The 24,929-nt window shown below is 69.7% G+C and carries 23 protein-coding genes; 14 read left to right on the forward strand and 9 right to left on the reverse strand.

All coding sequences use genetic code 11. The features are described from left to right. Positions 1-215 precede the first annotated feature (215 nt). From ASC60_RS21620 to ASC60_RS21630, 3 genes are read left to right on the forward strand one after another with little or no spacing between them, the layout of a single operon-like run. Entirely contained in the window at positions 216-1,910 is a 1,695-nt protein-coding gene (locus ASC60_RS21620) for a thiamine pyrophosphate-binding protein (RefSeq protein ID WP_079038528.1), read from the forward strand. Further along, complete coding sequence (locus tag ASC60_RS21625; RefSeq protein WP_234357059.1) at positions 1,907-2,761, forward strand: SDR family NAD(P)-dependent oxidoreductase; 855 nt, start codon at positions 1,907-1,909, stop codon at positions 2,759-2,761. The genes ASC60_RS21620 and ASC60_RS21625 overlap by 4 nt, the downstream gene beginning before the upstream one ends. Positions 2,762-2,820: 59 nt before the next feature. Continuing rightward, a complete protein-coding gene (locus ASC60_RS21630; protein ID WP_055553456.1) occupies positions 2,821-3,369 on the forward strand; it encodes a VOC family protein in 549 nt (182 codons plus the stop codon). 61 nt (positions 3,370-3,430) lie between these two features. Here the strand turns inward: ASC60_RS21630 and ASC60_RS21635 are convergent, their stop codons facing one another. Further along, positions 3,431-3,997, reverse strand: coding sequence for a TetR family transcriptional regulator (locus ASC60_RS21635; RefSeq protein ID WP_055553458.1), 567 nt, complete (start codon positions 3,995-3,997; stop codon positions 3,431-3,433). 96 nt (positions 3,998-4,093) lie between these two features. Here ASC60_RS21635 and ASC60_RS21640 point away from each other — a divergent pair, with 96 nt between their 5' ends. The 9 genes from ASC60_RS21640 (at position 4,094) to ASC60_RS21675 (ending at position 15,013) form a co-directional block, all read left to right on the forward strand. Next, complete coding sequence (locus ASC60_RS21640; protein WP_055553460.1) at positions 4,094-5,344, forward strand: MFS transporter; 1,251 nt, start codon at positions 4,094-4,096, stop codon at positions 5,342-5,344. A gap of 148 nt (positions 5,345-5,492) precedes the next feature. Then, positions 5,493-5,726 carry a hypothetical protein gene (locus ASC60_RS21645; protein ID WP_199831010.1) on the forward strand — a complete coding sequence of 78 codons (234 nt, stop codon included), beginning with the start codon at positions 5,493-5,495 and terminating at the stop codon, positions 5,724-5,726. 37 nt (positions 5,727-5,763) lie between these two features. Beyond that, entirely contained in the window at positions 5,764-6,378 is a 615-nt protein-coding gene (locus tag ASC60_RS21650; protein WP_055553462.1) for a TetR/AcrR family transcriptional regulator, read from the forward strand. A gap of 444 nt (positions 6,379-6,822) precedes the next feature. Then, positions 6,823-8,025 (forward strand): family 1 glycosylhydrolase, encoded by a 1,203-nt coding sequence (locus ASC60_RS21655; protein WP_055553464.1) that lies wholly within the window; start codon positions 6,823-6,825, stop codon positions 8,023-8,025. A gap of 99 nt (positions 8,026-8,124) precedes the next feature. After that, positions 8,125-8,373 (forward strand): hypothetical protein, encoded by a 249-nt coding sequence (locus ASC60_RS43765; protein ID WP_267892813.1) that lies wholly within the window; start codon positions 8,125-8,127, stop codon positions 8,371-8,373. Beyond that, positions 8,319-8,882: an SDR family NAD(P)-dependent oxidoreductase gene (locus ASC60_RS21660; protein ID WP_267892811.1), complete on the forward strand. Its 564-nt coding sequence runs from the start codon at positions 8,319-8,321 to the stop codon at positions 8,880-8,882. Before ASC60_RS43765 ends, ASC60_RS21660 begins: the two co-directional genes overlap by 55 nt. Before the next feature lie 51 nt (positions 8,883-8,933). Continuing rightward, complete coding sequence (uidA, locus tag ASC60_RS21665; RefSeq protein ID WP_055553466.1) at positions 8,934-10,745, forward strand: beta-glucuronidase; 1,812 nt, start codon at positions 8,934-8,936, stop codon at positions 10,743-10,745. 153 nt (positions 10,746-10,898) lie between these two features. Then, complete coding sequence (locus ASC60_RS21670; protein WP_055553468.1) at positions 10,899-12,287, forward strand: MFS transporter; 1,389 nt, start codon at positions 10,899-10,901, stop codon at positions 12,285-12,287. Positions 12,288-12,349: 62 nt separating this feature from the next. Next, positions 12,350-15,013, forward strand: a complete 2,664-nt coding sequence (locus ASC60_RS21675) for a family 78 glycoside hydrolase catalytic domain (protein WP_055553470.1) — start codon at positions 12,350-12,352, stop codon at positions 15,011-15,013. Between the two features lie 211 nt (positions 15,014-15,224). Here the strand turns inward: ASC60_RS21675 and ASC60_RS21680 are convergent, their stop codons facing one another. The 7 genes from ASC60_RS21680 to ASC60_RS21710 form a co-directional block, all read right to left on the reverse strand. Continuing rightward, on the reverse strand, positions 15,225-16,163 hold the full coding sequence (locus ASC60_RS21680; RefSeq protein WP_199831011.1) for a dioxygenase: 939 nt from the start codon (positions 16,161-16,163) through the stop codon (positions 15,225-15,227). A gap of 11 nt (positions 16,164-16,174) precedes the next feature. Beyond that, on the reverse strand, positions 16,175-17,236 hold the full coding sequence (locus ASC60_RS21685) for a maleylacetate reductase (protein ID WP_055553474.1): 1,062 nt from the start codon (positions 17,234-17,236) through the stop codon (positions 16,175-16,177). Positions 17,237-17,293: 57 nt separating this feature from the next. After that, the gene (locus ASC60_RS21690) at positions 17,294-17,884 is read right to left on the reverse strand and encodes a nuclear transport factor 2 family protein (RefSeq protein WP_055553476.1); all 591 of its coding nucleotides are present in this window, start codon (positions 17,882-17,884) and stop codon (positions 17,294-17,296) included. 91 nt (positions 17,885-17,975) lie between these two features. Continuing rightward, positions 17,976-19,466 carry an aldehyde dehydrogenase gene (locus tag ASC60_RS21695; RefSeq protein WP_055553478.1) on the reverse strand — a complete coding sequence of 497 codons (1,491 nt, stop codon included), beginning with the start codon at positions 19,464-19,466 and terminating at the stop codon, positions 17,976-17,978. 136 nt (positions 19,467-19,602) lie between these two features. Continuing rightward, on the reverse strand, positions 19,603-20,010 hold the full coding sequence (locus ASC60_RS21700; RefSeq protein ID WP_055553480.1) for a nuclear transport factor 2 family protein: 408 nt from the start codon (positions 20,008-20,010) through the stop codon (positions 19,603-19,605). Continuing rightward, a complete protein-coding gene (locus ASC60_RS21705) occupies positions 20,007-20,969 on the reverse strand; it encodes a PDR/VanB family oxidoreductase (protein WP_055553482.1) in 963 nt (320 codons plus the stop codon). Before ASC60_RS21705 ends, ASC60_RS21700 begins: the two co-directional genes overlap by 4 nt. 10 nt (positions 20,970-20,979) lie before the next feature. Next, positions 20,980-22,278 (reverse strand): Rieske 2Fe-2S domain-containing protein, encoded by a 1,299-nt coding sequence (locus ASC60_RS21710; RefSeq protein ID WP_055553484.1) that lies wholly within the window; start codon positions 22,276-22,278, stop codon positions 20,980-20,982. Positions 22,279-22,629: 351 nt separating this feature from the next. Between ASC60_RS21710 and ASC60_RS21715 the strand changes: the two genes are divergently transcribed. Both ASC60_RS21715 and ASC60_RS21720 read left to right on the forward strand, forming a co-directional pair. After that, positions 22,630-23,271, forward strand: a complete 642-nt coding sequence (locus ASC60_RS21715) for a TetR/AcrR family transcriptional regulator (protein WP_055553590.1) — start codon at positions 22,630-22,632, stop codon at positions 23,269-23,271. Between the two features lie 172 nt (positions 23,272-23,443). Continuing rightward, entirely contained in the window at positions 23,444-23,866 is a 423-nt protein-coding gene (locus ASC60_RS21720; RefSeq protein WP_055553486.1) for a heme-binding protein, read from the forward strand. Positions 23,867-24,036: 170 nt separating this feature from the next. Here the strand turns inward: ASC60_RS21720 and ASC60_RS21725 are convergent, their stop codons facing one another. After that, the gene (locus tag ASC60_RS21725) at positions 24,037-24,918 is read right to left on the reverse strand and encodes a LysR substrate-binding domain-containing protein (protein ID WP_055553488.1); all 882 of its coding nucleotides are present in this window, start codon (positions 24,916-24,918) and stop codon (positions 24,037-24,039) included. Positions 24,919-24,929 lie beyond the last annotated feature (11 nt).

Below are 24,929 nucleotides of genomic sequence, written 5' to 3' on the forward strand. Positions count from 1 at the left end.
TGCAGGATGCCGGAGCCTGACATCGCTTCCGCGAACAGTCCGCTCGACGAGATCCCGAGCTTTCGACGCCGAACAAGGCATTGACCATCCAACGAACACAGCCGTTGTCTTCACGCAGGCCACACTCGAGACTCCCGTACGGGCGGCCGAGATGTGGCCCTGTCCCAGCGACTTTTGTCGAAACCTTGAGTACGTCCAGAGAGGCGGACCGTCGAATGGCAACCGCAACCGGTAGTGGGCTCGTCGTGCGCACACTGCAGCGTGCCGGAGTCAACGTGGCCTTCGGCCTGAACGGAGCACACGTCGACGGCATTTTCCAGGATGCCGTGGATGCCAAGATGCGGATCGTCGACGTGCGGCACGAGATGAACGCCGGCCACGCGGCCGAGGGCTACGCACGGGTCACCGGTGACCTGGGGGTCGCCGTCGTCACAGCCGGTGGCGGCTTCACCAATGTCCTGACCTCGGTCGCCAACGCCCATCTGGACCGCACTCCCGTCCTCTACATCGCGGGCTCCGGTCCTCTCGAGACGGACCAGATCAACGACCAGCAGGCCGGCTTCGACCAGGTCGCCATGGCCACCCCGGTGACCAAGTTCGCGCATCGCGTCACCCGTGCCGAGCTGATCCCCCGCCTGGTCGCTCAGGCGATCCGCACCGCGCAGTCGGAGCCCAAGGGCCCGGTGCTCCTGGACATTCCCTGGGACGTCCTGCGCCAGTCGGTCCACGTCGACGAGGTCGAGGACTACCGCCTCGAGATCGACGGCACCGGCATCGCCCCCGCCGGTGGCGTCGACCGGATCATCGAGGCACTCGGCGCCGCCCGTCGGCCGATCGCGCTGGTCGGCAAGTCTTTCGTCACCGCTGAGGCACGCGCGCAGTTGCACGAGTTCGCCGCCCGTGCCGGGGTGCCCCTCTTCTCCGACTGGGAGGGCCTCGGGGCGATCGTCGGCTCCGAACAGCACGTCGGTCTCCTCCAGACCCTGGCCACCGTCCCCGAGGACGAGCGGCCCGACCTGGTCCTGATGCTAGGGCTGCGCTTCGGACTGGCCACCCAGTTCGGCACGGGCCGGCTGCTCCCGAAGAGCTCGCGGATCTTCCAGATCGACCCCGACGGCCGTGAGCTCGGCCGTCTCCAGGACGTCGAGCTCGGCATCCAGGCCGACCCGGTCGGCACGATCGGCCTGCTGAACGAGCGCCTGGGCGACAGCCCCACCCCCTCAGGGCGCGACGACTGGTTGGGGACCCTGCGAGACGTCTCGTCCGCCCGGCGGTCCGCGCTGGCCGCCGAAACCGAGAACCACGAGGGCGGCATCCACCCGTACCTCGCGGTCCGCCGGATCGCCGAGAGCGTCCCCGACCAGGCCACCGTGGTGGTCGACGGCGCTCTGACCGAGCTGTGGCTCTCCGAGACGATCGCGCTCGCGCCTGTGGCCCACTACCTCGGACATGGCTACCTCAGTTCGATGGGCAGCAACTTCGGCGTGGCTCTGGGAGCGCAGTACGCGGCCCCCGACAAGGCGACGATCCTCGTCACCGGCGACGGCGCCGTCGGCTACAGCCTCGCCGAATTCGACTCCCTCGTCCGCGCGGGGCTGCCGGTCATCGCGATCGTCCTCAACAACCGAGCCTGGGGCGCCACCCTGCACACCCAGCAGTTCATCTTCGGACAAGACCGCGTCACCAACAACCGCCTGGAGAACGGCTCCTACAGCAGTGTGGCACGAGCGCTCGGCGCGGACGGCGTCGACGTCACGGAGCTGGACCAGCTTCGTCCGGCGATCGAGGCCGCCCTCGCCGCCCGTCGGCCGACCTGCATCGATGTGCGGGTGAGCCTCGCGCCCGTTCCGCCGGAGGAGCGCGTCCTGAACGGCGGAGCTCCCTTCGGCGGCGTCGAGGTCGACGCATGAGCCACCACTCCGGAACGACCATGAGGAGCACCATGAACGACACGACTGACGCGGGAGGTCGCGACCAGGCCGTCGCGGACCGGCGTCAGCGCTTCCTCGGGAAGACGTGCCTGGTCACAGGCGGCAGCCGAGGACTGGGCCTGGCCGCCGCACGGGCATTCGCGCGCGAGGGCGCTCGCGTGGTCATCCTCGCGCGGGACTCGGACCGGCTGAAGACCGCGAGCGGACTGATCGGCGACGGCACGATCACCGTTGAAGCCGACCTCTCCTCGTCGGCCGGTATCAAGGCCGCGGTCACCGAGGTCGCGGAACGCGTCGACAACCTTGATGCTGCCTTCCTCAACGCGGGGCAGGCGGGCATCAAGCGTCTCGACGACATGGACGAAGCCACGTGGGACATGGTGTTCGACACCAACGTCAAGGGCTCGTTCTTCCTCATGCAGGGTCTCAGACCTCTGCTCGCACCCGGCGGGGCCGTCGTCTTCTGCGGCTCGGCCGCCGGTCGAAGGGCCAGTGCGGGGACAGCCGCTTACGGAACCAGCAAGGCCGCACTCGAGCACCTGACACGCATTCTCGCCGCCGAGGTCATCGGCGAGGGAATCCGGGTCAACATCGTCATTCCGGCTGGCATGAACACCGACATCTCCGCACACACGCCGGGCGTGCCGCCCGGAGAAGCGGACGCCTTCCGGGAGCGGATCAGGCTCAGCACTCCGATGCTCCGAGAAGGAGAACCGGATGAGCTCGCCGACGCCGTGCTCTTCCTGTCCTCATCCGAAGCCAGCTACGTCACAGGTGCGGCCCTGCCGGTGGACGGCGGCCTCACCGGCTTCATCCGCCCGGCGGTATAGCGGCGTCGACCACTGTCGACCACCAGTCGCGCCACAGGACCCGAGTGAGGACAGTCACCATGGAGTTTCCCTTCGGCCAGCCGACGGGCGCCATCATTCAGGTCGCGTACGCGGTCCCCGATCTCAGCGCCGGGATGCGCTGGTGGATCGACGAACTCGGCGTCGGCCCATGGTTCGTGAACGAGAGGCTCGGCGGTGAGGGCTCCACCTACCGTGGTCAGCCGGGGAAGGCAGAGTTCTCCATAGCCCTCGCCTTCTCCGGGCACATGATGGTCGAGGTCGTCCAGACCCTCGACGACGAGCCTTCCATCTACAAGGACGCCTACGAACGCCATGGCTACGGCTTCCATCACGTCGCCAAGGCCGTGCCGAACCTCAAGGAAGAGGTCGAACGCCGTACGGCGACGGGAGCGTCGGTGCATTTCCACGATCTGGCCCCAGGGGGCAGCGTCTTCTTCCTTGACGGCGGTGAAGGCGCCCCGGGAATGATCGAGCTCGTCCAGGACAGCGAGACCACACGAGCGATCTTCACATCCGCCTGGCGGGCATCAGTCGATTGGGATGGATCGCGACCTGTGCGCGATTTTGCGGAGCTGCTGCCAGCCTGACCAATGGGGTCAGGTGGACGGCCGCCATGCCCTGTGACAGGTCGTCCCGCCCGGCAGGGCGCTACGCCTGGCTCTCGGCCGTTGCCGACAAGACCTGTACCGCTTGGACGACATCCGTTCGGAGGTCGTCGAGGCTGTGGCCGGGGCCGAGAACCATCCGCCGCAGCTGCGGCATGGCGATGCTCCAGCCGGCCAGGGCGAGGGTGAAGAACACGCGAGCGCGGGCGTCGCCACCCCGGCCGCCCGACACCGCGGCGTCGATCTTGTCCTGATAGTGGGCGGTCCGGGCCTCCTCCGCCGGGACCGGCTGGTCGCCGATCTCGAGGGCCTCCCACATGACCAGCCGCAGGGCCTCGGGGCGGGCGCGGTGATAGTCGAAGAGACGCTCGGCGTAGGCGGGGAGGTCGTCGCTGGGTGGTACGGCGTCGGCGAGTTCGGCCAGGGCGCGTTCCAAGACGACGGCGAAGAGCTTGTTCTTGTCGCCGAAGTAGTCGTAGATGGCCCGCTTGTTGGCCTTGGCCTCGGTGGCGATGCGGTCCACCCGCGCACCGGAGACACCGTGCGCGGCGAACTCCGCTGTCGCCGCCGCGAGGATGCGTGCCTTGGTCGCCGTGGAGTCGTACGCCATGCATCCCATCGTAACGAACCGGTTCGTTTGACGAAGGGAAGGTGGTCGTGCCAGCTTACATGTGAACCATCCAGTTCGTTCGGTTGGAGATGGGTGATGTCCCGAAACGATCCTCCGCTCGCCCCCGCGTCGACGGGCATAGGTCGCAGGCTGCCGCTTCTCATGGCGCTGGCCTGCGGCGTCAGCGTCGCGAACGTCTACTTCCCGCAGGCCCTCACCCCGCTCATCGGCGGCGGGTTCGACATCGCTCCGGCCACGGCGACGGTCGTGGCGACGGTGACACAGCTCGGTTATGCGGCTGGGCTCTTCCTGCTGGTCCCGCTCGGCGACCGCCTGCCGCGCCGTCCGCTGATCATCGGGCTGCTGGCCGTGACCGGTCTCGCGCTCCTGGCCGCCGGTCTCGCCCCGGCGTCCGGTCTGCTGCTCGCGGCCGGCAGTGTGGTGGGCGTGGCGACCGTGGTCCCGCAGCTCCTGCTGCCCATGGCCGCCGGGCTGGTCGAGCCGGACCGTCGCGGCAGTGTGATCGGCACCCTGCAAGCCGGACTGATCGGAGGCATTCTGCTGGCCCGCACCTTCGGTGGCGTCCTGGGCGAGCACCTGGGCTGGCGCATGCCGTACCTGATCGCGGCCGCTCTGACCGTCCTGCTCGCTGTGGTCCTCGGTCTTGCCCTGCCCGGTACCGCCCCGGCCGTGCAGGATCGCTACCCGACGCTGCTGGCCGACACCCTGCGACTGCTTCGCGACGAGCGGCAGCTGCGGCGTTCCGTGTTCTTCCAGGTCACCCTCTTCAGCGGATTCAGCGCGGCCTGGACGGCACTGGCCCTGTTGATCACCGGCCCCCGGTACGACATGGGCACCCAGGCCGTGGGCCTACTGGCCCTGATCGGCGCGGGCAGCGTGTTCTGCGCGCCCGCGGCCGGGCGCTGGGTCGACCGGCTCGGCGCCGACCGGGTGAACCTGTGGTGCATCCTGGCCGCCCTCGCGGCCGCGGCCGTGCTCACCGCGGGCCTGTTGGGCGGGGCGCCGGGGGCCGTGGGACTGGCCATCGGGCTTCTGCTGCTCGACGTGGCGGTCCAGTGCGGACAGGTCGCCAACCAGGCCCGCATCTTCGCCCTCCGGCCCGAGGCCAGCAGCCGTCTCAACACCGGCTACATGACCTGCGCATTCCTCGGCGGCAGCGCCGGGTCGTGGCTCGGTACCCGCGCCTACGCCGCACTGGGCTGGGGCGCCGTGTGCGCACTGATCGCTCTGACCGGGCTCGTCGCGCTCGCCGTGTACGCGGGCGGTCGGCCGGGACGCTACGGCGACCAAGGCGGCCGGACCCAGCCGGTTGCCGCCTCTTGCTGAGCCCCACCTGGGAGCCCGGCCTGTCGGCTGCCGACCTCACGGTCGGCGCCACCCCCTTCGAGTCGGCCATCGCCACCTCGTTCGGCGCGGTCGGGCAGCAACTGGCGCGACTGGGCCGAACGCAGCTCGTGCCGAACGCTACCGCGAAGTGCAGCTGGAGGCGCTCACGCGTCGCCTCGCGGAGACGGGCGTCGAGCTGCGGCCCGAGGTGTCCCCGGCCGTGTCGCTCATGCTCACCAACGCCCTCGGCCGGATCATCATGATGGAGAAGGCGACGGGCATGACGGAAGCCCAAGCGTTCGTGGAACAGTTTCTTCAACGCTACGAGAGCGCCGTCGCGGAACCTGAGGGTGCGCGGCGTGCGAATTCCGATCAGTGGTAGATCTTTGGTTCGCTTCGTCGAGGAGGGTAAGCGCACCGTGGATCAGGCAAAGGCACGTGGACCGTATGCCAAAACAGCGGCCCGCAGGACGGAGATCGTACGGGCTGCCCGCGACAGCTTCGCCGAGCACGGTTACGCCAAGGCATCCCTGCGCGACATCGCCGAACGGGCCGGCATCACCCACGCCGGGCTGCTGCACCACTTCCGCAACAAGGACGAACTCCTCGCCGAGGTGCTCGCCGACCGCGACTCCGAGGAGTGGCGGCAGGGTCTGGACGAGGTCGAAAGCCCCGACCAGTTCGGGCCCTACCTCGCTGGGCTCATCCGCCACCACCAGAAGGCCCCCGAGCTGATGCGGCTGTGGATCGAGCTCGCGGCGGCCGCCTCACGACCCGATCATCCCGCGCACACCTACTTCGTCGAGCGCTACGAACGCAGCCGCGCACAGTTCGTCGACGGATTTCCCGACGAGTCGACCCGCGACAGGCTCCGCGAGGGCGTCAGCCCCGAGAGCGCTGCGGTCCTCTTCCAGGCTGTGCTCAATGGGCTCCAGTTGCAGTGGGTCCTCGATCAGGGCCTCGACATCGTGGGGCCGGTCACCGACTTCGTACGGCTGCTGTTCGACCGGGGCGACACCGCAGACGCCGGCTGAACGGCGCGGGCGTCCGGTCGGGCGTCCACGGAGATCACGCGGCCATGAACGATCCCGGCCACGGCCGGGGAGCAGTCAACCCGTGCCTACTTTCATGCGCACGATGTCGCCCAACACCGCGGCCCGCTGGGCCACGGCTCCCATCTGCGGTACCCGCCTCCTCCCTGACCCGGTCTGTGCGCCCTGACGAAGGGGCAGAAACCTGTCCGCGCGGGTAACGCTCAGGTCACGAAACCGCCGTCCGGGCTTCCCTCCCTCGCCATCGCGGTTTACGTTCCAGCGAAAACCAACCACATGGTAAGAGTTGGTGCTTCGGGTGCAGCCACTTCCCGTCCCCCGTCCAGCGCCCGCACTCCCGGCCACCCGCGGGGGCACGCGGAAACACCCCGGCGGCCCGAGCCCTGCTGGGACCGTCACCCTCGGCACTCAGGAAGGCAGTCGACGATGACCGAACTCGCTCCCGGATTCCTCTGGGGCGCATCTACGGCACCGCACCAGATCGAAGGCAACAACCTGGGCAGCGACTTCTGGGCGAACGAGGGACGCATCCCCGGCATGGAGCGCAGCGGCGACGCCTGCGACAGCTACCACCGCTACCGCGAGGACATGCGGTTGCTCGCGGACGCCGGGCTGGGCGCCTACCGCTTCGGCGTCGAATGGGCCCGCGTCGAGCCCGTGCCCGGGCTTATCTCCCGCGCCGAACTCGCCCACTACCGGCGCATGATCGAAACGGCCTTCGAGCTCGGCCTGACCCCGGTCGTGACCCTGCACCACTTCACCAGCCCTCTCTGGTTCGCCCAGGAGGGCAGCTGGATCGGTGAACGCGCGGTCGACCGTTTCCGGACCTACGTCGAGACGGTCGCGCCGATCCTCGACGGCGTCGAATGGGTCGTGACCATGAACGAACCGAACATGCTGGCCATCATGGTCGGCATGGCGCGGGCCCTGCAGACCCCGCAGGCCGAAGGGGAGTGGCAGAGCCCCACCCTCGACAATGAGGGCTCTCGCCCGCCGCTCCCGGCCCCCGACGCGGCCATCGGCGAGCGGCTTGTCGAGGTGCACCACGCCGCGCGGACGGTGCTGCGCGAGCGCACCGGTGCCAAGGTCGGCTGGACGGTCGCCAACCGCGCCTTCGTGGCCCGTCCCGGCGCGGAGGAGAAGAAGCGGGAACTGGAGCGCACCTGGGAGGACCTCTACCTGGACGGAGCGCGCGGCGACGACTTCGTGGGCGTGCAGTCGTACTCCAGCCAGTGGGTCGGCCAGGACGGTATCGAGCCCTACCCGCCGCACCCGGACAACACGCTCGTGGGGACCGCCTACCGGCCCGACGCCCTGGGCATCGCGGTGCGCCACACCGCCGAGATCACCGGAGGCCTGCCGATCCTGGTCACCGAGAACGGCATCGCCACCGGCGACGACACCCGCCGTATCGCCTACACCGGCGAGGCCCTGGAGCACCTCGGCAAGGCGATCGCCGACGGGGTGGACGTACGCGGCTATCTGCACTGGAGCCTGCTCGACAACTACGAGTGGGGCCACTGGGCGCCGACGTTCGGCCTGGTCGAGGTCGACCGCGAGACGTTCGAGCGTCGCCCCAAGCCCTCTCTCGCGTGGCTGGGCGAGACCGCACGCCGCGGCCGGATCTGACCATGCTCACACGGAGGACACACCGTGCAGGTTTGCGTACCCGATGTCTCGTCGAAGTCCCTGGCCGAACTCGTCTCGCTGTCCGGGCGGCGCGCCGTCGTGACCGGCGCGGGCCGGGGGCTGGGCCGGGCCGTCGCCGAGCGGTTGGCCGAAGCGGGAGCGGACGTAGTCGTCGCGGACGTCCAGGATGAACTCGCCGGCATTGTGGCCGGGGGGGGGGGGGGGGGCTCAACTCCCGGGGGCAGGGCCGTGCCCTGGCCGCCCACCTGGACGTCACCGACCCTGACAGCGTCGTGGCTGCTGCCGACCTCGCGGTCCGGGAGCTCGGCGGGATCGACATCTGGGTGAACAACGCCGGGGTCTTCCCCAGCGTTTCCGCCCTGGAGATGTCCGACAAGGCCTTCGACGAGGTGTTCGCGGTCAACACCCGCGGGGTCTTCCTCGGCTCCCGGGAGGCCGCGCGCCGGATGAGCGAGGCCGAGCGCGGGGGCGTCATCGTCAACGTCGTCTCCACGGCCGGGTTCCGCGGGACGGCCCCCGGCCTCGCCGCCTACGTCGGCTCCAAGCGCGCGGCACGCGGTCTCACGCGGCAACTCGCCCTGGAGTTCGCGCCGTTCGGCATCCGCGTGCTGGGCGTCGCGCCGACGTTCGTACCGACCGAGGGGAACACGGCGGCGGCCGCCGCTGCCAGGGTGCCCCTGGACTCCGAGGCGATCCAGTCCGTGATGCGGCCGGGCCCCCTCGGCCGGCTCGGCGTGCCGGACGACATCGCCCGCGTGGTGCTGTTCTGCGCCAGCGACCTCTCGGCCTTCATGACGGGCAGCACGCTCCTCGCCGACGCCGGTGAGACGACGTAACCGCACATCGCCCGACCAACTCGACCGCCCCGAGCACCCGGTAGGAATTCCATGCTCTCGCCCCGTACCACCCCCACCCGCGACGTCGTCGGCCTCGATGGCCTGTGGCGGTTCGCTCTCGGCACCCGGACCGGCGCCACCCCGTGGGCGTCGCGGCTCGTCCCGCCGCTCGAAGTCCCCGTGCCCGCCAGCTACAACGACCTGTTCGTGGACCCGGAGATCCGTGACCACGTCGGCACGGTCTGGTACCAGCGCGACGTGCGCGTCCCGCGCGGCTGGACCGGTGAGCGCTTGGTCCTGCGCTTCGGCTCCGTCACCCATGCCGCGCAGGTCTACGTGGACGATCAGCTCGTGGCCGAGCACACCGGCGGCTACACACCGTTCGAGGCGGACCTGACCGGCATCGTCGAGCCCGGCGCCGCGTTCCGGCTGACGGTCGGCGTCGACAATCGGCTGACGAACGTGACCATCCCGCCCGGCACCGTCACGACCGGCCCCGACGGCCGCGAACGTCAGTCGTATCTGCACGACTTCTACAACTACGCGGGCATCGCCCGCCCGGTCCGCCTGTACAGCACGCCGACGACCTACATCGAGGACGTCACCGTCGTCACCGGACGGGACGGCGCGGCCGGTACCGTCGACTATCTCGTGGGGACCGCCGGCGCGCACGCCGAGGCGGTCGCCGTGCGGGTGCGCGCGGTGGACGAGGCCGGCCGGACCGTTGCGGAGGGTGAAGGCCCGGAAGGCGTCCTGCGCGTCGAGGACGTCACGCTCTGGCAGCCGGGCGCGGCCTACCTCTACGACCTCGTCGTAGAACTGGCCGTGGACGGCGAGACCTTCGACAGCTACACCCAGCCCTTCGGGGTCCGTACTGTCGAGGTGCGCGGCAGCGACTTCCTCATCAACGGGGAGCCGTTCTACTTCACCGGCTTCGGCAAACACGAGGACACCCCCGTCCGGGGCAAGGGCCACGACGACGCCTACCTCGTCCACGACTTCCAGCTCATGCAGTGGACCGGCGCCAACTCCTTCCGCACCTCCCACTACCCCTACGCCGAAGAGGTCCTGGACTTCGCCGACCGGCACGGCATCGTTGTCATCGACGAGACCGCCGCCGTCGGCCTCAACCTGGGCGTCCAGGGCGGGCTGACCGGTGTGCCCCCGACCCCGACCTTCGCGCCGGAGAACTTCGGCGGGACCACGCGGGACGTCCACGCCCAGCACCTGAGAGAACTGATCGAACGGGACAAGAACCACCCGAGCGTGGTGATGTGGTGCCTCGCCAACGAGCCCGCCTCCAACGAGGACGGCGCGCGCGAGTACTTCGAGCCGCTGGTCGAACTGGCTCGCAAGCTCGACCCGACCCGCCCCCTCACTTACGCCGCCGTCATGTTCGCGACCCCGCAGAACGACCAGATCGGCGACCTGTTCGACGTCCTGAGCATCAACCGCTACTACGGCTGGTACCTGTTCACGGGCGACCTCGCGACCGCCGAAGGGTATCTGGAGCAGGACCTGCGCGGGTGGGTCCAGCGCTTCGGCAAGCCGGTCATGATGTCCGAGTACGGCGCCGACACCCAGCCCGGTCTGCACTCCGTCTGGGACGCACCGTGGAGCGAGGAGTACCAGGGCGACTTCCTCGCCACGTACCACCGTGTCTTCGACCGCATCCCCGAGTTCGTCGGCGAGCACGTGTGGAACTTCGCCGACTTCCAGACCTCGCCCGGCATCCACCGTGTCGACGGCAACAAGAAGGGAGTGTTCACCCGCGACCGAAAGCCCAAGTCCGCCGCGTTCGCCCTGCGCCGACGCTGGCGCGGACTGGACGGCCGCAAGCCGGGCCAGGCCGCGGCCGGCTGACGACCGCGCCAGTCCGAAGGGCGCCGACTCATCGTTGGCGTGATGACGGCAAGGGCCGGCCCGTGCTCCCACCCCGTCGCTCCCGATGGCGCACTGCAGGTCGGCCCCGGCACCGTCCGCCGAGCCTTGCAGTCATGTGACAAAGGAGTCCTCATGCCTCACGACGACCGGGACGTCAGCGCGGCAGTTCCTTCATCGACGGCCTTACCACCGACGGCCTTACCGCCGACGGCCGCACCGCAGGACCCGGCCCAGTCCCAGGCTCTCGACAAGCCGTCCGCCACGCCCGAGGTCGAGGCGCCGCCGCTGCGGAAGGTCGGCAAGGGCTACCTCCTGTGGCTGATGATCGCCAGCTTCGGCAGCTCCCTGGCACTGATGGTCCCGCTCTCCTACTCCCTCGCGGTGCGGATCGACGACCTCGCCTCCGGGCACGATGAGCGACTCGGGTACGTCACCGGATCCGCCCAGGTCGTCTACCTCGTCCTGAGCCCCCTGATCGGCCTCTGGAGCGACCGCACACGTTCCCGGCTCGGCCGCCGCACACCCTTCATGTTCGGCGGTGCCCTGCTCGGCACCGCCGCGCTCGTCGGGGTCGCCCTCGCGCCGTCGGTCCTCCTGCTGGGCCTCGCGTGGGTGATCGGCATGATCGGCTGGTCGACGGCCGGGCAGGCGATCCAGAACATCCAAGCGGACCGGGTACCCGACGAACAGCGGGGCCGGATCTCCGCCCTGACCAGCGTCATGACCCAGATCGCCCCGGTGATCGGCATCGGCCTCGCGTACGCGGTGGCTTCCAGCACCTTCCTGGTGTTCCTGGTCCCGGGCGTCCTGGGTGCCGCCCTGGTGGTCCTCTTCCCCGTGCTCAAGCCCGAGGGCGACTCCCGCTCGCTGGTGCACACCAGCGGGGTGACGTTGAAGGGCATGGTCGCCAGCTACGGGTTCAACCCGCGCAAGTATCCGGACTTCGGCTGGAACTGGCTCGGCCGCTTCGTCTTCTTCATGGGCCTGTACTTCAACACTACCTTCGGCACATTCTTCTACGCGCAGCGGCTCGACCTGCCGGTCAAGGAGGTCGCCGGGATCGTGGCGGTCATCGGGACCATCGGCGTGGTGGCCGCGGCGGGCGGCGCCATCGGCGGCGGCTTCCTGTCCGACAAGCTCGGCCGTCGCAAGCTGTTCGCCCTGATCGGCTCCTCGGTGTTCGTGGCCGGGGCCGTCACCGAGGCGTTCGCCCGCTCACTGCCCCAGCTGGTCGTCGGAGCGGTGCTCATGCAGTTCGCCATCGCGGTGTTCAGCGCGGTCGACCAGGCGATCGTGTTCGCCGTCCTGCCGGACCGGGCCGAGGCCGGCCGCTACCTCGCCGTTGTCGGCTTCGCGCAGAAGATTCCCAGCGCCGTCGCCCCGCTGATCGCACCGCTCGTCATCACCCTGGGGGTCGGCCCCGGCGGCGAGAAGAACTACACCCAGCTCTATCTGCTCGGCGCGGTTCTGGCCCTGGTCGGTGGCCTGATCGTCAAGTTCAAGATCAGGTCGGTCCGATAGGTCGCCTCCCGGCCGTCGCCCCGAGAAGCATCCCGTTCCACCGACTTCAGAGAAGGCACAGCATGCGCAACGCACCACACGACCTGGGCATCGACAGCGGAGGCGACGACTTCCCCGTGTCGGGGCCCGCGCCCAGGCTGTCCTGGAAGCCGCCGTCGGACGCGGCGCACCCGGTGGTGTACGAGGTGCAGTGCACCGTCGACGGCGAAACGCGGGCCACCGTGACCACTGCCACCGACGGGCACCGGTTCCTCGCCTGGCCGTGGGCGGCGCTGGACAGCGGTCGCCGGGTGGCCTGGCGGGTCCGGGCGCTCGGCGCCGGCGGCGGCTCGCCGTGGTCGTGTTGGCACGCGTTCGAGAGCGGTCTGGCCGCCGCTGACTGGCGGGCGCGCTGGATCAGTCCCGCCGAGTCCGGCGACGGCGAATACGGCAGGCGGCCCGCGTACGCGCTGTCGACCCGGTTCCAGGTACCGGCCGGGGTGCGCTCGGCACGGCTGTACGCGACGGCACTCGGGGTGTACGAGGCGTACGTCAACGGTGAGCGGGCCGGTACCGCCGAACTCACGCCGGGGTCCACCTCCTACGACCGTACGCTCTACGCCCAGGCCTACGACGTCACGGCCGCCGTCGTCACGGGCGACAACCGGATCGCGATCTTGCTGTCCGACGGCTGGTACCGGGGCCAGGTGGGTGCCTTCCGCCAACCGGCGGGCTGGGGCACGGTTCCCGGCGCGCGGGCTGAGCTGCACCTCGTGCACGAGGACGGCACACGGCAGGTCGTCCGTACCGACGGGACGTGGACGAGCGCGGAGTCGGCCATCACCCGGGCCGATCTCATGGACGGGCAGACCACCGACTTCCGCGTCGGGCCGGGCAGCGGACAGCCCGTCCTGGTGGACCAGGTCGAGGCACCCCCGATCGCCTGGTCGTCGGCACCGCCGGTGCGGGTCGTGGAGTCGCGCCCCGCACAGTCGGTCCAGCAGCTCGAGGACGGGCTCTGGATCGCCGACTTCGGGCAGAACGCCTCCGGCTGGATCTCCCTGAGCGACCTCGGCCCGGCCGGCATCCGTACCGTCATCGACTACGGAGAACACGTCGGCGCCGACGGTGATCTGACAACCACCCACCTGGACGCGACTCGGCCGGGACAGGCGCCGATTCCCTTCGTCCAGCGCGACGAGACCGTGTCCGCGGGCCACGGCGAGACGTTCGAGCCGCGCCACACCGTGCACGGCTTCCGTTACGCCCGTGTCCGCCGCGACGGCGCCCCGCTCGACCCGGCGAGTCTCGTCATGCGGGTCGTCCACTCCGACCTGCGCCGCACCGGTACCTTCAGCTGCGGCCACCAAGACCTCGACCGCCTTCACGACATCGCCGAGTGGAGTTTTCGCGGCAACGCCGTCGACGTGCCCACCGACTGTCCGACCCGCGAACGCCTCGCCTGGACCGGCGACTACCAGGTCTTCGCCCCCACCGCCACGCGCCTGTACGACGTCCTCGGCTTCAGCCGCAAATGGCTCCGCTCCGTCCGCGACGACCAGCTGCCCGACGGCCGGATCGCCAACTTCTCGCCCGACGGACGCCGTATCAAACACCACCTCGACGACCAGTTCGCCATGATGACCGGCTCCGCCGGCTGGGGCGACGCGATCGTCGCCGTCCCCTGGGAGCTGTACCAGTCCTACGGCGACCGGGAGGTACTCGCCGAGAGCTGGGAGGCGATGGTGGGCTGGGTGGAGTGGGCGCTCACGACCGCCCGCACCGCCCGCCACCCGTCCCGGATCGAAAGCTCGACGGAGCCGCTGCCGCACGAACAGTACCTCTGGGACGGCTCCTTCCACTGGGGCGAGTGGGCCGAACCGAAGGCCAAAGCGGCCGACGGCACCCGTATCGACCCCGTCCAGGCCGACCCCGTCGCCTGGTTCATGGCCGACAAGGGCGAGATCGGCACGGCGTTCCTGTACCGCTCGACGGTGACCCTGGCCCGCGTCGCGCGGGTGCTGGGCCGCGGTGAGGACGCGGCTCGCTACGCCGCGATCGCCGAGCGGATACGCGATGCCTGGCGCACCGAGTTCCTCTCGCCCGACGGATGCACCACCGGCGACACCCAGGCCGGTTATGTGCGCGCGTTGTCTCTCGAGCTCGTCCCCGACGAGCTGCGCGAGGCCGCCGCCACGCGGCTGGTCGAGCTGATCCGCGCGGCCGGTACCCACCTCACCACCGGCTTCCTCGCGACCGGCGATCTGCTTCCCGTCCTCGCCGACACCGGACACGCCGACGTCGCCTACGAGTTGCTCCTCCAGCGCACCGCGCCCTCCTGGCTGTACATGCTCGACCGGGGTGCGACCACCATCTGGGAGGACTGGGAGGGCGTCGACGACGCCGGCACCGCCCACGACTCCCTCAACCACTACAGCAAGGGCGCGGTGGTCCGCTTCCTGTACACCCATATCCTGGGACTGCGCCAGCGCCCGGGGTCGATCGCCTGGGAGTCTTTCGAGGTCGCGCCCGTCCCGCACCCGGCCGTGGGGTGGGCACGGGGCACCCACGAGTCCCCACAGGGGACGATCGCCGTCGAGTGGCGCATGACGGACGACCTGTTCACCGTCACGGTGGACGTCCCACCGGCCACCACCGCACGCATCGTCTTTCCCGACGGCACGATCGTGGAGCACGTCTCCTGCGGCAGGTTCAGCGCCACCCGCCGCATGGGGGAGGGGAGTTGAGACGGCGCGAGAGAGATGGCCGCCGGCGGTCCGCCCTTCTGGCGTTACTGGGCGGCCATCTCCCGTGCCCCGGTGGTCCGAGCCTGTCAGACCTTCGCTCTCACGACGGCCCAGCAGAACGCGGCGACGCAAAGCGCCGGTGGCGAGTGTGAAACGACCCGCTTCGCGTTCGCGGCGGCAACTGCCTCCTCGGTCGGAGCGACAGGGACGGTCATACGCCCGCGGGGGCGAGAACGATGTCGAAGCGCACCCGGCTCCACGTGCCGTCGATGACGCGGCCGTCGGGTGTCGGAGTGCCACCGGGCTGCCGCTCGAACCGTTTGATGAGTGAGTCCTTCACGCCGAAGACGGTGTCCTGGCGGCCGATCGGGTCGCCCTCGGGGAAGATGTGGGTCACCAGAGTGCGCGCCCCTTGGTGGGAGACCATGAAGTGCAGGTGGGCGGCGCGCAGCGGTGAGCGGCCGACCGCGTCGAGCATCTTGCCGACGGGTCCGTCGTCGGGGATGGGGTACGGCGTGGGGGTGAGGCCCCAGAAGCGGTAGCCGCCATCGGCCGCGGAGAAGAGGTGCGCCCGGCCGGCGCGCTTGCCGGCGTCGTACTGCACGTCGTAGAACCCGTCCTCGTCGGCCTCCCAGACCTCGATCCGCGCGCCGGCGAGCGGTTTGCCGTCGGTGTCGGTGACGGTGCCCTCGACCCAGCAGGGCTCGCCGGGAGCACCGAAGGCCATGTCTTCGCCGAGCTCGATCCCCGGGGAGCCCTCGACGAAGAACGGCCCGAAGACGGTCGCCTCGGTGGCGCCCTTGTAGGCCTGGTTGTTGACGTTGATCGTCTGCATGCTCGCGCCGAGGGTGTCGGACAGCAGGATGAACTCCTGCCGGACGTCGTCGGTGATGTGGCCGGCCCTGGTGAGGAAGTCGATCGCCGCCCCCCACTCGTCCTCGGTCAGCCGGGCCTCGCGGATGAAGGAGTGCAGGTGCTTGACCAGACACACCATGAGCTCCTTCAGCCTCGGGTCCTCGCAGGCGTCGAAGGAGCCCACGACGCTGTCGACGAGCCGTTGCTCGACCGCCTGCTGCTCGGGCGACACCTCCCGGTGAATCGTGCCGTGGTCACCGGGCCGGGCCGAGCCGGGGTTGACGTAGGTAGCCATGACGGCCTCCTTCAGGTGATCGGGTCGCCGGCCCACGCCGCTTCCAGCAGCGCGGTCAGGCTCTCATCGGTGACGGGGGCGGGATTGTTGGCCGGGATCGCCTTCATGATCGGATCCACCGCCCTGGCGATGCCCTCCTCGGGCATGCCGTAGTCGCGCAGCGCCCTCGGCGCGTCCAGCACCTGGCGCAGGGCGGCCAGGCCGGCGCTCGCCGCGCGGGTGCGGAAGACCGCGCCGAACGCCTGGGCGATACGCGCCTCCGCCTCCGGGGCGTGCGGGGCGTTGAAGGCCAGCACGTAGGGCAGCACGACCGCGTGGGTCTGTGCGTGCGGGAGGTTGAACATGCCGCCGAGGACGTGGCACATCTTGTGATGCATCCCGGAGCCGGCCGAGGCGAACGCGACAGCGGCGAGGTAGGCGCCGTACAGCGTCTGCTCGATGCCCTCGACGCCCGTCGAGTCTTCGGCCACCGCCGGCAGGCCGGTCGCCAGACCGCGGATGCCCTCCTGCGCCAGTGCCCGGTCGATCGGGTCGGTCCGTGGTCCCCACATCGAGTCCACGCAGTGCGCCATCGCGTTCAGTCCGCTGGCCACGGTCATCTCGCCGGGCAACGTGGTCAGCAGGCCGGCGTCGTACACGACCGACGCGGGCAGCACCTTGTCGTCCGCACCGGTTCTCTTGGTCTCACCCTCGGTCAGGCCCCACACATTGGTCGCCTCCGAGCCGGCGTACGTGGTGGGCACCGCGACGATCGGCAGCCCGGTGGTCATCGCCACTGCCTTGGCCAGACCCGTGGTCGAGCCGCCGCCGACGCTGACCAGGATGTCCGCGCCGGCCGCCGCCTGACGGGCTCGTCGCGCGACCTCGACCGGTACGTGCATCACGACCTCCTCGTGACGCACCACGACCGGGATCTCCTCGGCGATCGGGTCGGCCAGTTCCTTCTCGCGGTCCGACGCGATCAGCATGACCTTGGAACCGCCGAGTGCCTCGACCTCCGCTGCCACCGCGACGGGCGACTCCCCGGCCGCGAACACCACCCTCTGGGGAAGGGTCTCGTGTGTGAACCTCATCGCCTGCTCTTTCGGTAGATTTTCGGCGGGTCGAGTGCAGCCGGGCATCGGCCTGCATCAGGTGCCGGTCAGCCATCGCGCGCCTTCGGAGTAGAGCTGCTCGACGGCTGTGCCGGTGAGGCCGGGAAGCCCTTTCCTCACCGTGAAACCCGCCTTGGTCTGTACGTAGGCCAAGTGCCGGTAGCCGGTCGGGAACCGGTTCAGGAGCTCGGGATCCAAGGTCATTGAGACAGCGGGGTCGATGACGTCGAGCCGGTCCTTCTCGTAGATCGGCTGTCGGCGCACGAGGGTCCAGCGCCCCTCATGGCGGGAAAGGAAGTCGTAGAAGCTACCGGTGCAGACGACATCGACCTCGACGCCGTCGATGCTCGATCGCTGGTTGATGGTCATCTTCGTCTGAGCGATGGCTCGGTCGCCGACGATGTCCGCGGTGTGGCCACCCAGGAAATGGAGAATGCTGACTCCGCTCTCGAAGCCTTCGCGACTGGCCTTGATGAAGTCGGCGGCACTTCCCTGGAACCACGTGGCGCTCATCCAGCCGTCGCGCGGATGCCAGACCGTGGCGAAGCGCCTCCAGTCCCCGGCATCGCGCCACAGCGCCCAATTCTCGACGAGCTGCCGGATCTCGTGACGGTCGGTCTGAGGCATTGTCCGATCTCCGATCCGGTGTCAGGGGAGCAAGACCGGGAGTACGGCGCACGCCGTGTCACGCGCGCCTCACGACCCTCGTCCTGTTTCATCAGATGGGGTAGTGGCGGGACCCCGACTGGATGGTGATCCAGCGCAACTCGGTGAACTCCTCCAGCGCGGCGCGGGAGCCGAATCGCCCCCAGCCGCTGGCTCCGACACCGCCGAAGGGCATCTGGGGCTCGTCGTGCACGGTGGCGCCATTGATGTGGCAGATGCCGGACTTGATCCGGCGGGCCACGTCGAGCGCCACAGCCGCGTCCTTGCCGAAGACCGCTGCGGAGAGCCCGTACTCGGTGTCATTGGCGACCGTGACGGCTTCGTCGGTGGAATCCACCTCGATGATCGAGACCACCGGTCCGAAGGACTCCTCGCGGTAGATGCGCATGTCCGAAGTGACACCGCGCAGCACGGTGGGCTCCACGAACAGGCCGTCGGCCGTGCCACCGGTCAGGACCTGTGCCCCCTTGGCACGTGCGTCCTCGATCAGCTCGATCACGTGGTCGCGGGCGCCTTCGTGGACCAGCGGACCGACTTGTGAGGTGGGGTCGCTCGGGGGGCCCACGACCAGCCCCGCGGCACGCTTGGTCAGGCGGGAGGAGAGCTCGTCGGCGACAGTTCTGTCGACGATGACGCGCTCGGTCGACATGCAGATCTCGCCCTGGTTCATGAAGGCACCGAAACCGGCTGCGGCGGCGGCCTCCTCCAGATCCGCGTCGGGAAGCACCAGGAACGGCGCCTTGCCGCCGAGTTCCAGGACCACGCGGGTCAGGTGGCGACCGCCGAGTTCGCCGATGATACGGCCCACCCGGCTGGATCCGGTGAAGTTGACGCGCCTCACGGCGGGGTGGGCGATCAGAGCCTCGACGACGCCCGGACCGTCCGCGGGCGCGTTGCTGATGAGGTTGACGGCGCCGGCGGGCACACCGGCATCGTGGAGGACCTGGGCGATGGCGGCCTGGGTGAGCGGTGTCTGCTCGGAGGACTTCAGCACCACGGTGTTGCCCCACACCAGCGGCCACACGATGGCGCGTACGCCGAGGATCAGTGGTGCGTTCCAGGGCGCGATGCCGACGACGACGCCGACCGGCTGACGCACGCCGAGGGCGGTGAGACCGGGCACGTCCGACGGGATGACCTCCCCGACGGCGGAGTAGGCCTGGGCCGCCGCCTCGACGAGCATGCCCTTGGCGACCTGCACGTTGAAGCCGCACCAGGGCAGAGTGGCACCCATCTCGCGGCTCATCGTGGCGACGATCTCGTCGGTGCGTTCGCCGAGCAGGACGGCCGCACGCTCCAGAACCGACCGTCGTGCGGCCGGGGGAAGGCTCGACCACTCCGGGAGGGCGGCCGCCGCCGCGTCCACCGCGAGGTTGACGTCCTCGACGGAGGCTGCCGCGACCCGCGCGATCGGTTCACCGGTCAGGGCCTCGGCCGTCTCGAAGTAGCGGCTGTCCTTGGCCGCGACGTGCTCGCCCGCGATGAGGAGGTCACTGGTCCGGACCGCGCCGGACGTGGGTGCCTCGATCTCAGTGGTTGACATGCGTTGCCCTACCTTCACGACAGCGGCGATCGCCGCCCGAACCATGTACGGGGAACTCTCCGTGGCCGGTGTCGCGCACTGAACCCTCTTGTTCATTCATCGGACAGCAGCCTTCAGCGGTTGGCGTTTCCGGGAGTCAGACCGGCGGCATGCGCTTGGCCTGGTGCATGTGCGCCAGACGCCAGCCCTCCGCGGTCTCCTCCCAGACTCGTGTCACCGCCTCTTGCACCGGGAACGGCGGGAGGTTCTCGTCGAAGACGATGTGCATCTCCTGGAGGCACGTGGTGATCGCGGTGTTGCCGCGCACCGTGATGCTGAGGTCTTCCGCCTTGGCGAACACCATGCGGCGGCGGGTCCAGGTGAAATGGACGAAGGTCTCCCGGTCGTCGATCTTCCCGACCGGGCCGTGGACGGCCCGGCTGTCCTCGAGCATGAGGGAGGTCATCGCGTCTTCGCCCTGGGTGAGAGCCACGAGCCATGCGGCCTCTGCCTGCTCGATCGCCTGGACGGTCGACGTGGTTGTGGTGGGCGAGGGGGTCGTCATAGGTCCAGCTCCAGGATCGATGAGTGTGCTCGTGACGAGCATGTGGTGAACATGCCTTCGGCGCGTTCACGGTCGGTCAGGATGTCGTCGCGGTGGTCGGGCTCTCCGGCCAGGACGCGCACGATGCACTCGCCGCAGATCCCCTGTTGGCACGAGTAGGGGGCGTCGATGCCGCCCGCGAGCAGGGCGTCGAGGACGCTCTCGCCCTCCTTGACCTCGTACTCGCCGCCGGTCCTGGCGAGCCGCACGGTGAAGGTCCCGTCGTCCATGTGCGCGTCGGCGTTCTCCACGGGTGCGAAGCGCTCCTTGTGGATCGCTTCGGCAGGCCATCCCGCTCCGTGTGCCGAGGAGATCACGAAGTCCATGAAGCCGCCGGGGCCGCAGACGTAGATCGCCGTCTCGGGGTCCGGCGGGCCGATGTCGGCGGCGATGCCGAAGCGCTGGTCGTCCGGGCCGTCGTCGAAGTGGAGCTGAACGCGGGGGTTGTGCTCCAGTTCGTCGACGAACGCGGATTCCGCCCGGCTCCGGGCGCAGTAGTGCAATTCGTACTGCGCGCCCCTGGCTTCGAGCGCGTGCGCCATGGCCAGCAGGGGAGTGATGCCGATACCGCCGGCCACCAGCAGATGGCGACGTGCCCGGTCCGAGACTCCGAACCTGTTCCGCGGATGGGAGATCCGCAGCCTGTCGCCCTCGCGGAGTTGGTGCATCCCCAGCGAGCCGCCGCGCGACGCCGTCTCGGCCAGCACCGCCAGCCGGTATCGGGTGCGGTCTTGCGGAGGCCCGCACAGGGAGTACTGGCGGACCAGCCCGGCGGCACTGTCCACGAGTACGTCGACATGGGCGCCGGCGGCGAACTCCGGGAGCTCGGCGTCGCCGTGACCGACCAGGTCGAGCACCACGATCCGGGCGGTCGCGTCGCGCCGGCCGACCACGATGGTGTCGAGCCACTCGTTGCTCATTTTTTCCTGCTCAGCTTCCAACGGTGGTGGTGGCGGTGGTGGCGTTGTCGCTCGGCGGGCGCTTGCCGATGGTGAAGAGGCCGGACTGGGTGTGGTGGACCTCTGACGCGTCGCGGACGATGTTGATCGGATCGCGCCCGGCCTCGACGTCGTCGGCCATCGCGAGAAGCATGCGGCGCAGCATGACGACGCCGCGGTCCCCGGTGGCCAGGGTCTCCTCGGAGTCCAGGGTGATCGCTCCCTGTGATTCCTGGGCCTCCGTGTCACCGGGGAACCGGTGGCGTTCCTCGTCGGTCAGCTCGTGGTTCTGCTTGCCGTTCTGCGTGATGCCGGTCACGAAGCGGACCATGCGCTCGGGATCGTTCGAGCGGATGGAGAAGAAGAGCCGGTGGCTGGTGTCGTCGGAGGGCACGACCCACAGCAACTGATCCGGCCGTCCGTCGGGGGTCACCTTCACGAAGTCCGGCAGGCCGAAGACGTTGGGAAGCTGTTGCTCGACCGCGAAGCCGTACTCGGTGACCTCGCCGTCCTCGCCCTCGACCTCGAAACGCTGGGTGTACTTCACGCCGTGGTCGGTGCGCTCGTACGTCAGGCGCTCGGCGATGGTGGCCGGATCGAAGAAGTTCTCGGGATAGCCGAAGGTGCCGGTGCCCAGCATCTGGTACCCGCTGTGCGTGGAGTGGAGCCAGGTGACGTGCGTCGGGTCGGCGGAGTTCTCGTAGATGTTGAGCCAGCTGAAGTCCGCCGGCATACCGAGGACCGCGGCGTGGGGGACCGGCCAGCTGGCGAAGTACTTCTCGTCCTCCGCGGGGTTCTCCAGCGCGTCGTAGCGGGGGAGTTCGGGCTTGAGCTCCGGCGGGCCCATGTAGACGAAGAGCAGGCCGTAGCGCTCCGCGACCGGGTACCACGGCTGACGGGCGGCGTCGCGCCTGCGCCCGAGGCCCGGTTCGCAGGCCTGCTCTATGCAGCGGCCCTGCACGTCGAACTTCCAGCCGTGGTAACAGCAGCGGATGCCGTCGTCCTCGACACGGCCGAAGTAGAGGCTGGCGCCGCGGTGGGTGCAGCGCTCGATCACGACACCGGGCTTGCCCTGCCCGTCCCGGAACACGACCAGGTCCTCGCCCAGCACGCGGGTCTTTTGCGGCAGCGCCCCGGCGACGAGCGTTTCCGAGCTGGCGATCGGGTGCCAGTAGCGACGCAGCGCCTCGCCCATGGGCGTGCCGGGCCCGACCTCCCGCAAGCGGGCGTTGTACGAGGGCTTCGGGCGACCGTAGCCCGTGCCGGTGTCGGCCTCTGAAGTGGTGGTCATGGTCCTGCCTCCCGTGCGGCTCGGGCACACCGCCGGTGACACGTGCAGGGCTGTGGGATCGCCTGCGAGGGCACCGTCATGTGCGGCCCTTGAATAGGATTGTTAATTCACATTCGCATTTTTTGGCGCGGTGCGTCAAGGGCCGCGTACATGGGCGCCCTTGACGAGGAGGGGAGTGGTTGCTCGACGGGTAGCCTCGACCACGAGTGATCGATCTTGTCGTCGCCCATGTGCGCCGCCCGCTCGTCGAGCTGCTGGCGCCGCCGTTCACGGCCCGGCGGCGCCAGGCGCGGAGACTGCCCGGAGCGGATGCCGGCGCTGTGGGCCTCCGCCTGCCTTTACGCTGGGGCGGTGAGTACCGAAGAGTCACTTGATCTGCCGCCGGCGCAGCAGGCGCGCAGCCGGCTGACCCAGCAGCGGATCCTGGAGGCAGGTACGACCCTCCTCGAAGAGGGCGGCACCGAGGCGCTCACTGTCGCGGCCGTCGCCGCTCGAGCGGGCGTCTCGGTGGGTAGCGTCTATCGGCGGTTCGGCGACAAGGACCGCCTGATCGCCGCTCTCCAGCACGACATGATCGATCAGTTTCGCGCTGACATCATCCGCCGCTTCGCTCCGCGGCGCGCGGATCCGACCGCGCTGGTCGCCTCGGCGGTCGCCGGACTCACCGAGACGTTCGAAGCGCACCAGTGCTTGATGCGCGTCTTCATCACCGCGGGCACCGCCGATCCGGCAGTGGCGCGAGTTGGGTCCCAGGCCAGCGTTGACGCTGGCCATGTCTTCCGGCAGTTCCTGGAGCCGATCGAGTCGATGATTGACGCGCCGGAGCCGGAGCTGCGCCTGGATGTCGCCTATCGCCTGGTGTACGGGGCGTGCATGAACCGCGTGCTGCACGGCGAACAGTTCGAGTCCGACCGGCCGCTGACGTGGCGTCAACTCACCGACGAGCTCGTAAACGCTGCCTGCCTGTATCTCCTCGGTGTGCCGGCGGAGTAATCTCCCAGCCTCGGACGTGAATGTGAGGGGCGCTTCACATTCGGGCCCCGCGGCGGCATACTGAGCGGCTCCGGGCGCCCCCGGAATCAGTGATCGTCTGGGCGGGGGTGCCCTGAGGACACCGCAGAAGACGCTCGGTCGACGTTTCGGCCGTCAAGGAAGGAAGCTCATCATGCGAGAGCCGCTCAGCTACGAGATCGCGCACGGCGCGGCACTTGCCGCTCTGGAGGCAGGAAGGTCCGAGGGGCACAAGGTGTGCGCTGCCGTGGTCAACCGGAGCGGCGTCACCAAGGTTCTCCTCAGCGATGACGGCGTCGGCCTTCTCGGCGTGGAGACCGCGCGACGCAAGGCCTACACCTCGGCCGTGAGCGGTGTCCCAACGGCTCGGTTCGCGACCTTCGCCGCGTCGCCCCAGATGCAGGTAGCGCCTCCCCACCTGGTCGACTCCAACCTTCTGCCGGTCGCCGGCGGCGTGCCGATCGTGACGGCCGACGGGGAGGTCATCGGCGCCATCGGCGTGGGCGGGGCGGACGACACTACGGACGACCGCATCGCGCATCAGGCTCGTGATTCCGTCGCGAAGATCGTTGCGTAGACCTTCCTCCTGGCCGGCCCTCTCGCGTGCATGGGGCGGAGGCATGCCGAGACGGTAGCGGGCGGGTGGCAGCCCGCAATGGGCAGAGGATGGGCGACGCGCGCATCACGCTGCGGGTGTCAGGAGGGTTGTTGCGCCATGGGGGGGGCTGACTTCAGGTGTCGTTGTCTTCAGAGTGCCGCCTGGATGATTTCCACGGTGCGCTCCAGGTGCGGCTCGGAGCGGTCGGCGCGGTGGGCGACGGCCAGCTCCACGCGCGCGTCGGCCCCGGTCAGCGGTAGGTAGGCGACGCCGCTGAGCGCCAACGCGGTAACGGGCTCGGGCACGACGGCGACGCCGAGGCCGCCGGCCACCAGCGTGACCAGCGTCGAGGTCTCGCCGACCTCGTGGCGGATGCGTGGCTCGACGCCGGCGTCGCGCAGGAGGCCCAGCACGACGTCGTACATCACCGACCGGCGGTCGGCGGAATGCACGATCAGGTCGGCACCGGCGAGGTCCGCGGCGCGCAGCCGTGACCGGCGGGCGAGGGGGTGGTCGACGGGTACGGCGACGACGAGCCGGTCCCGTCGCAGGGGGTGCACGGTGAGCGAGAGGCCGGCTGCCGGAGGGCGCAGCAGAGCGACATCGATCGCGCCGGTGCGCAGCGCCTCGGCCTGGTCGGGCGCGAGCATCTCGCCGCGGAAGGAGAAGTCGACGCCGGGAAGCTCTTCCGAAAGTCGCCGCGAGAGCGCGGGGAGGATGCTGTACGTCGCCGAGCCCACGCATCCGATCGCGAGGTGTCCCACCGAGCCGGCCGCGACGCGCCGTGCGTGGTGGGTGGCCTCGTCGACGTCGGCGAGGACCGCGCGCGCCCGTTCGAGGTAGGCCCGGCCGGCGTCGGTGAGGTCGACGCGGCGGGTGGTGCGGTGGAGCAACTCGACGCCCAGCTCGGCCTCCAGCTGGCGGATCTGCTGGGAGAGCGGCGGCTGGGCCATGTGGAGCCGCTCGGCGGCGCGACCGAAGTGGCGTTCCTCGGCCACCGCCACGAAGTATCGCAAGTGACGCAGATCCATATGTCTTCCAT

This window comes from Streptomyces sp. NBRC 110028, assembly GCF_001417735.1.
Classification (GTDB): Bacteria; Actinomycetota; Actinomycetes; order Streptomycetales; family Streptomycetaceae; genus Streptomyces.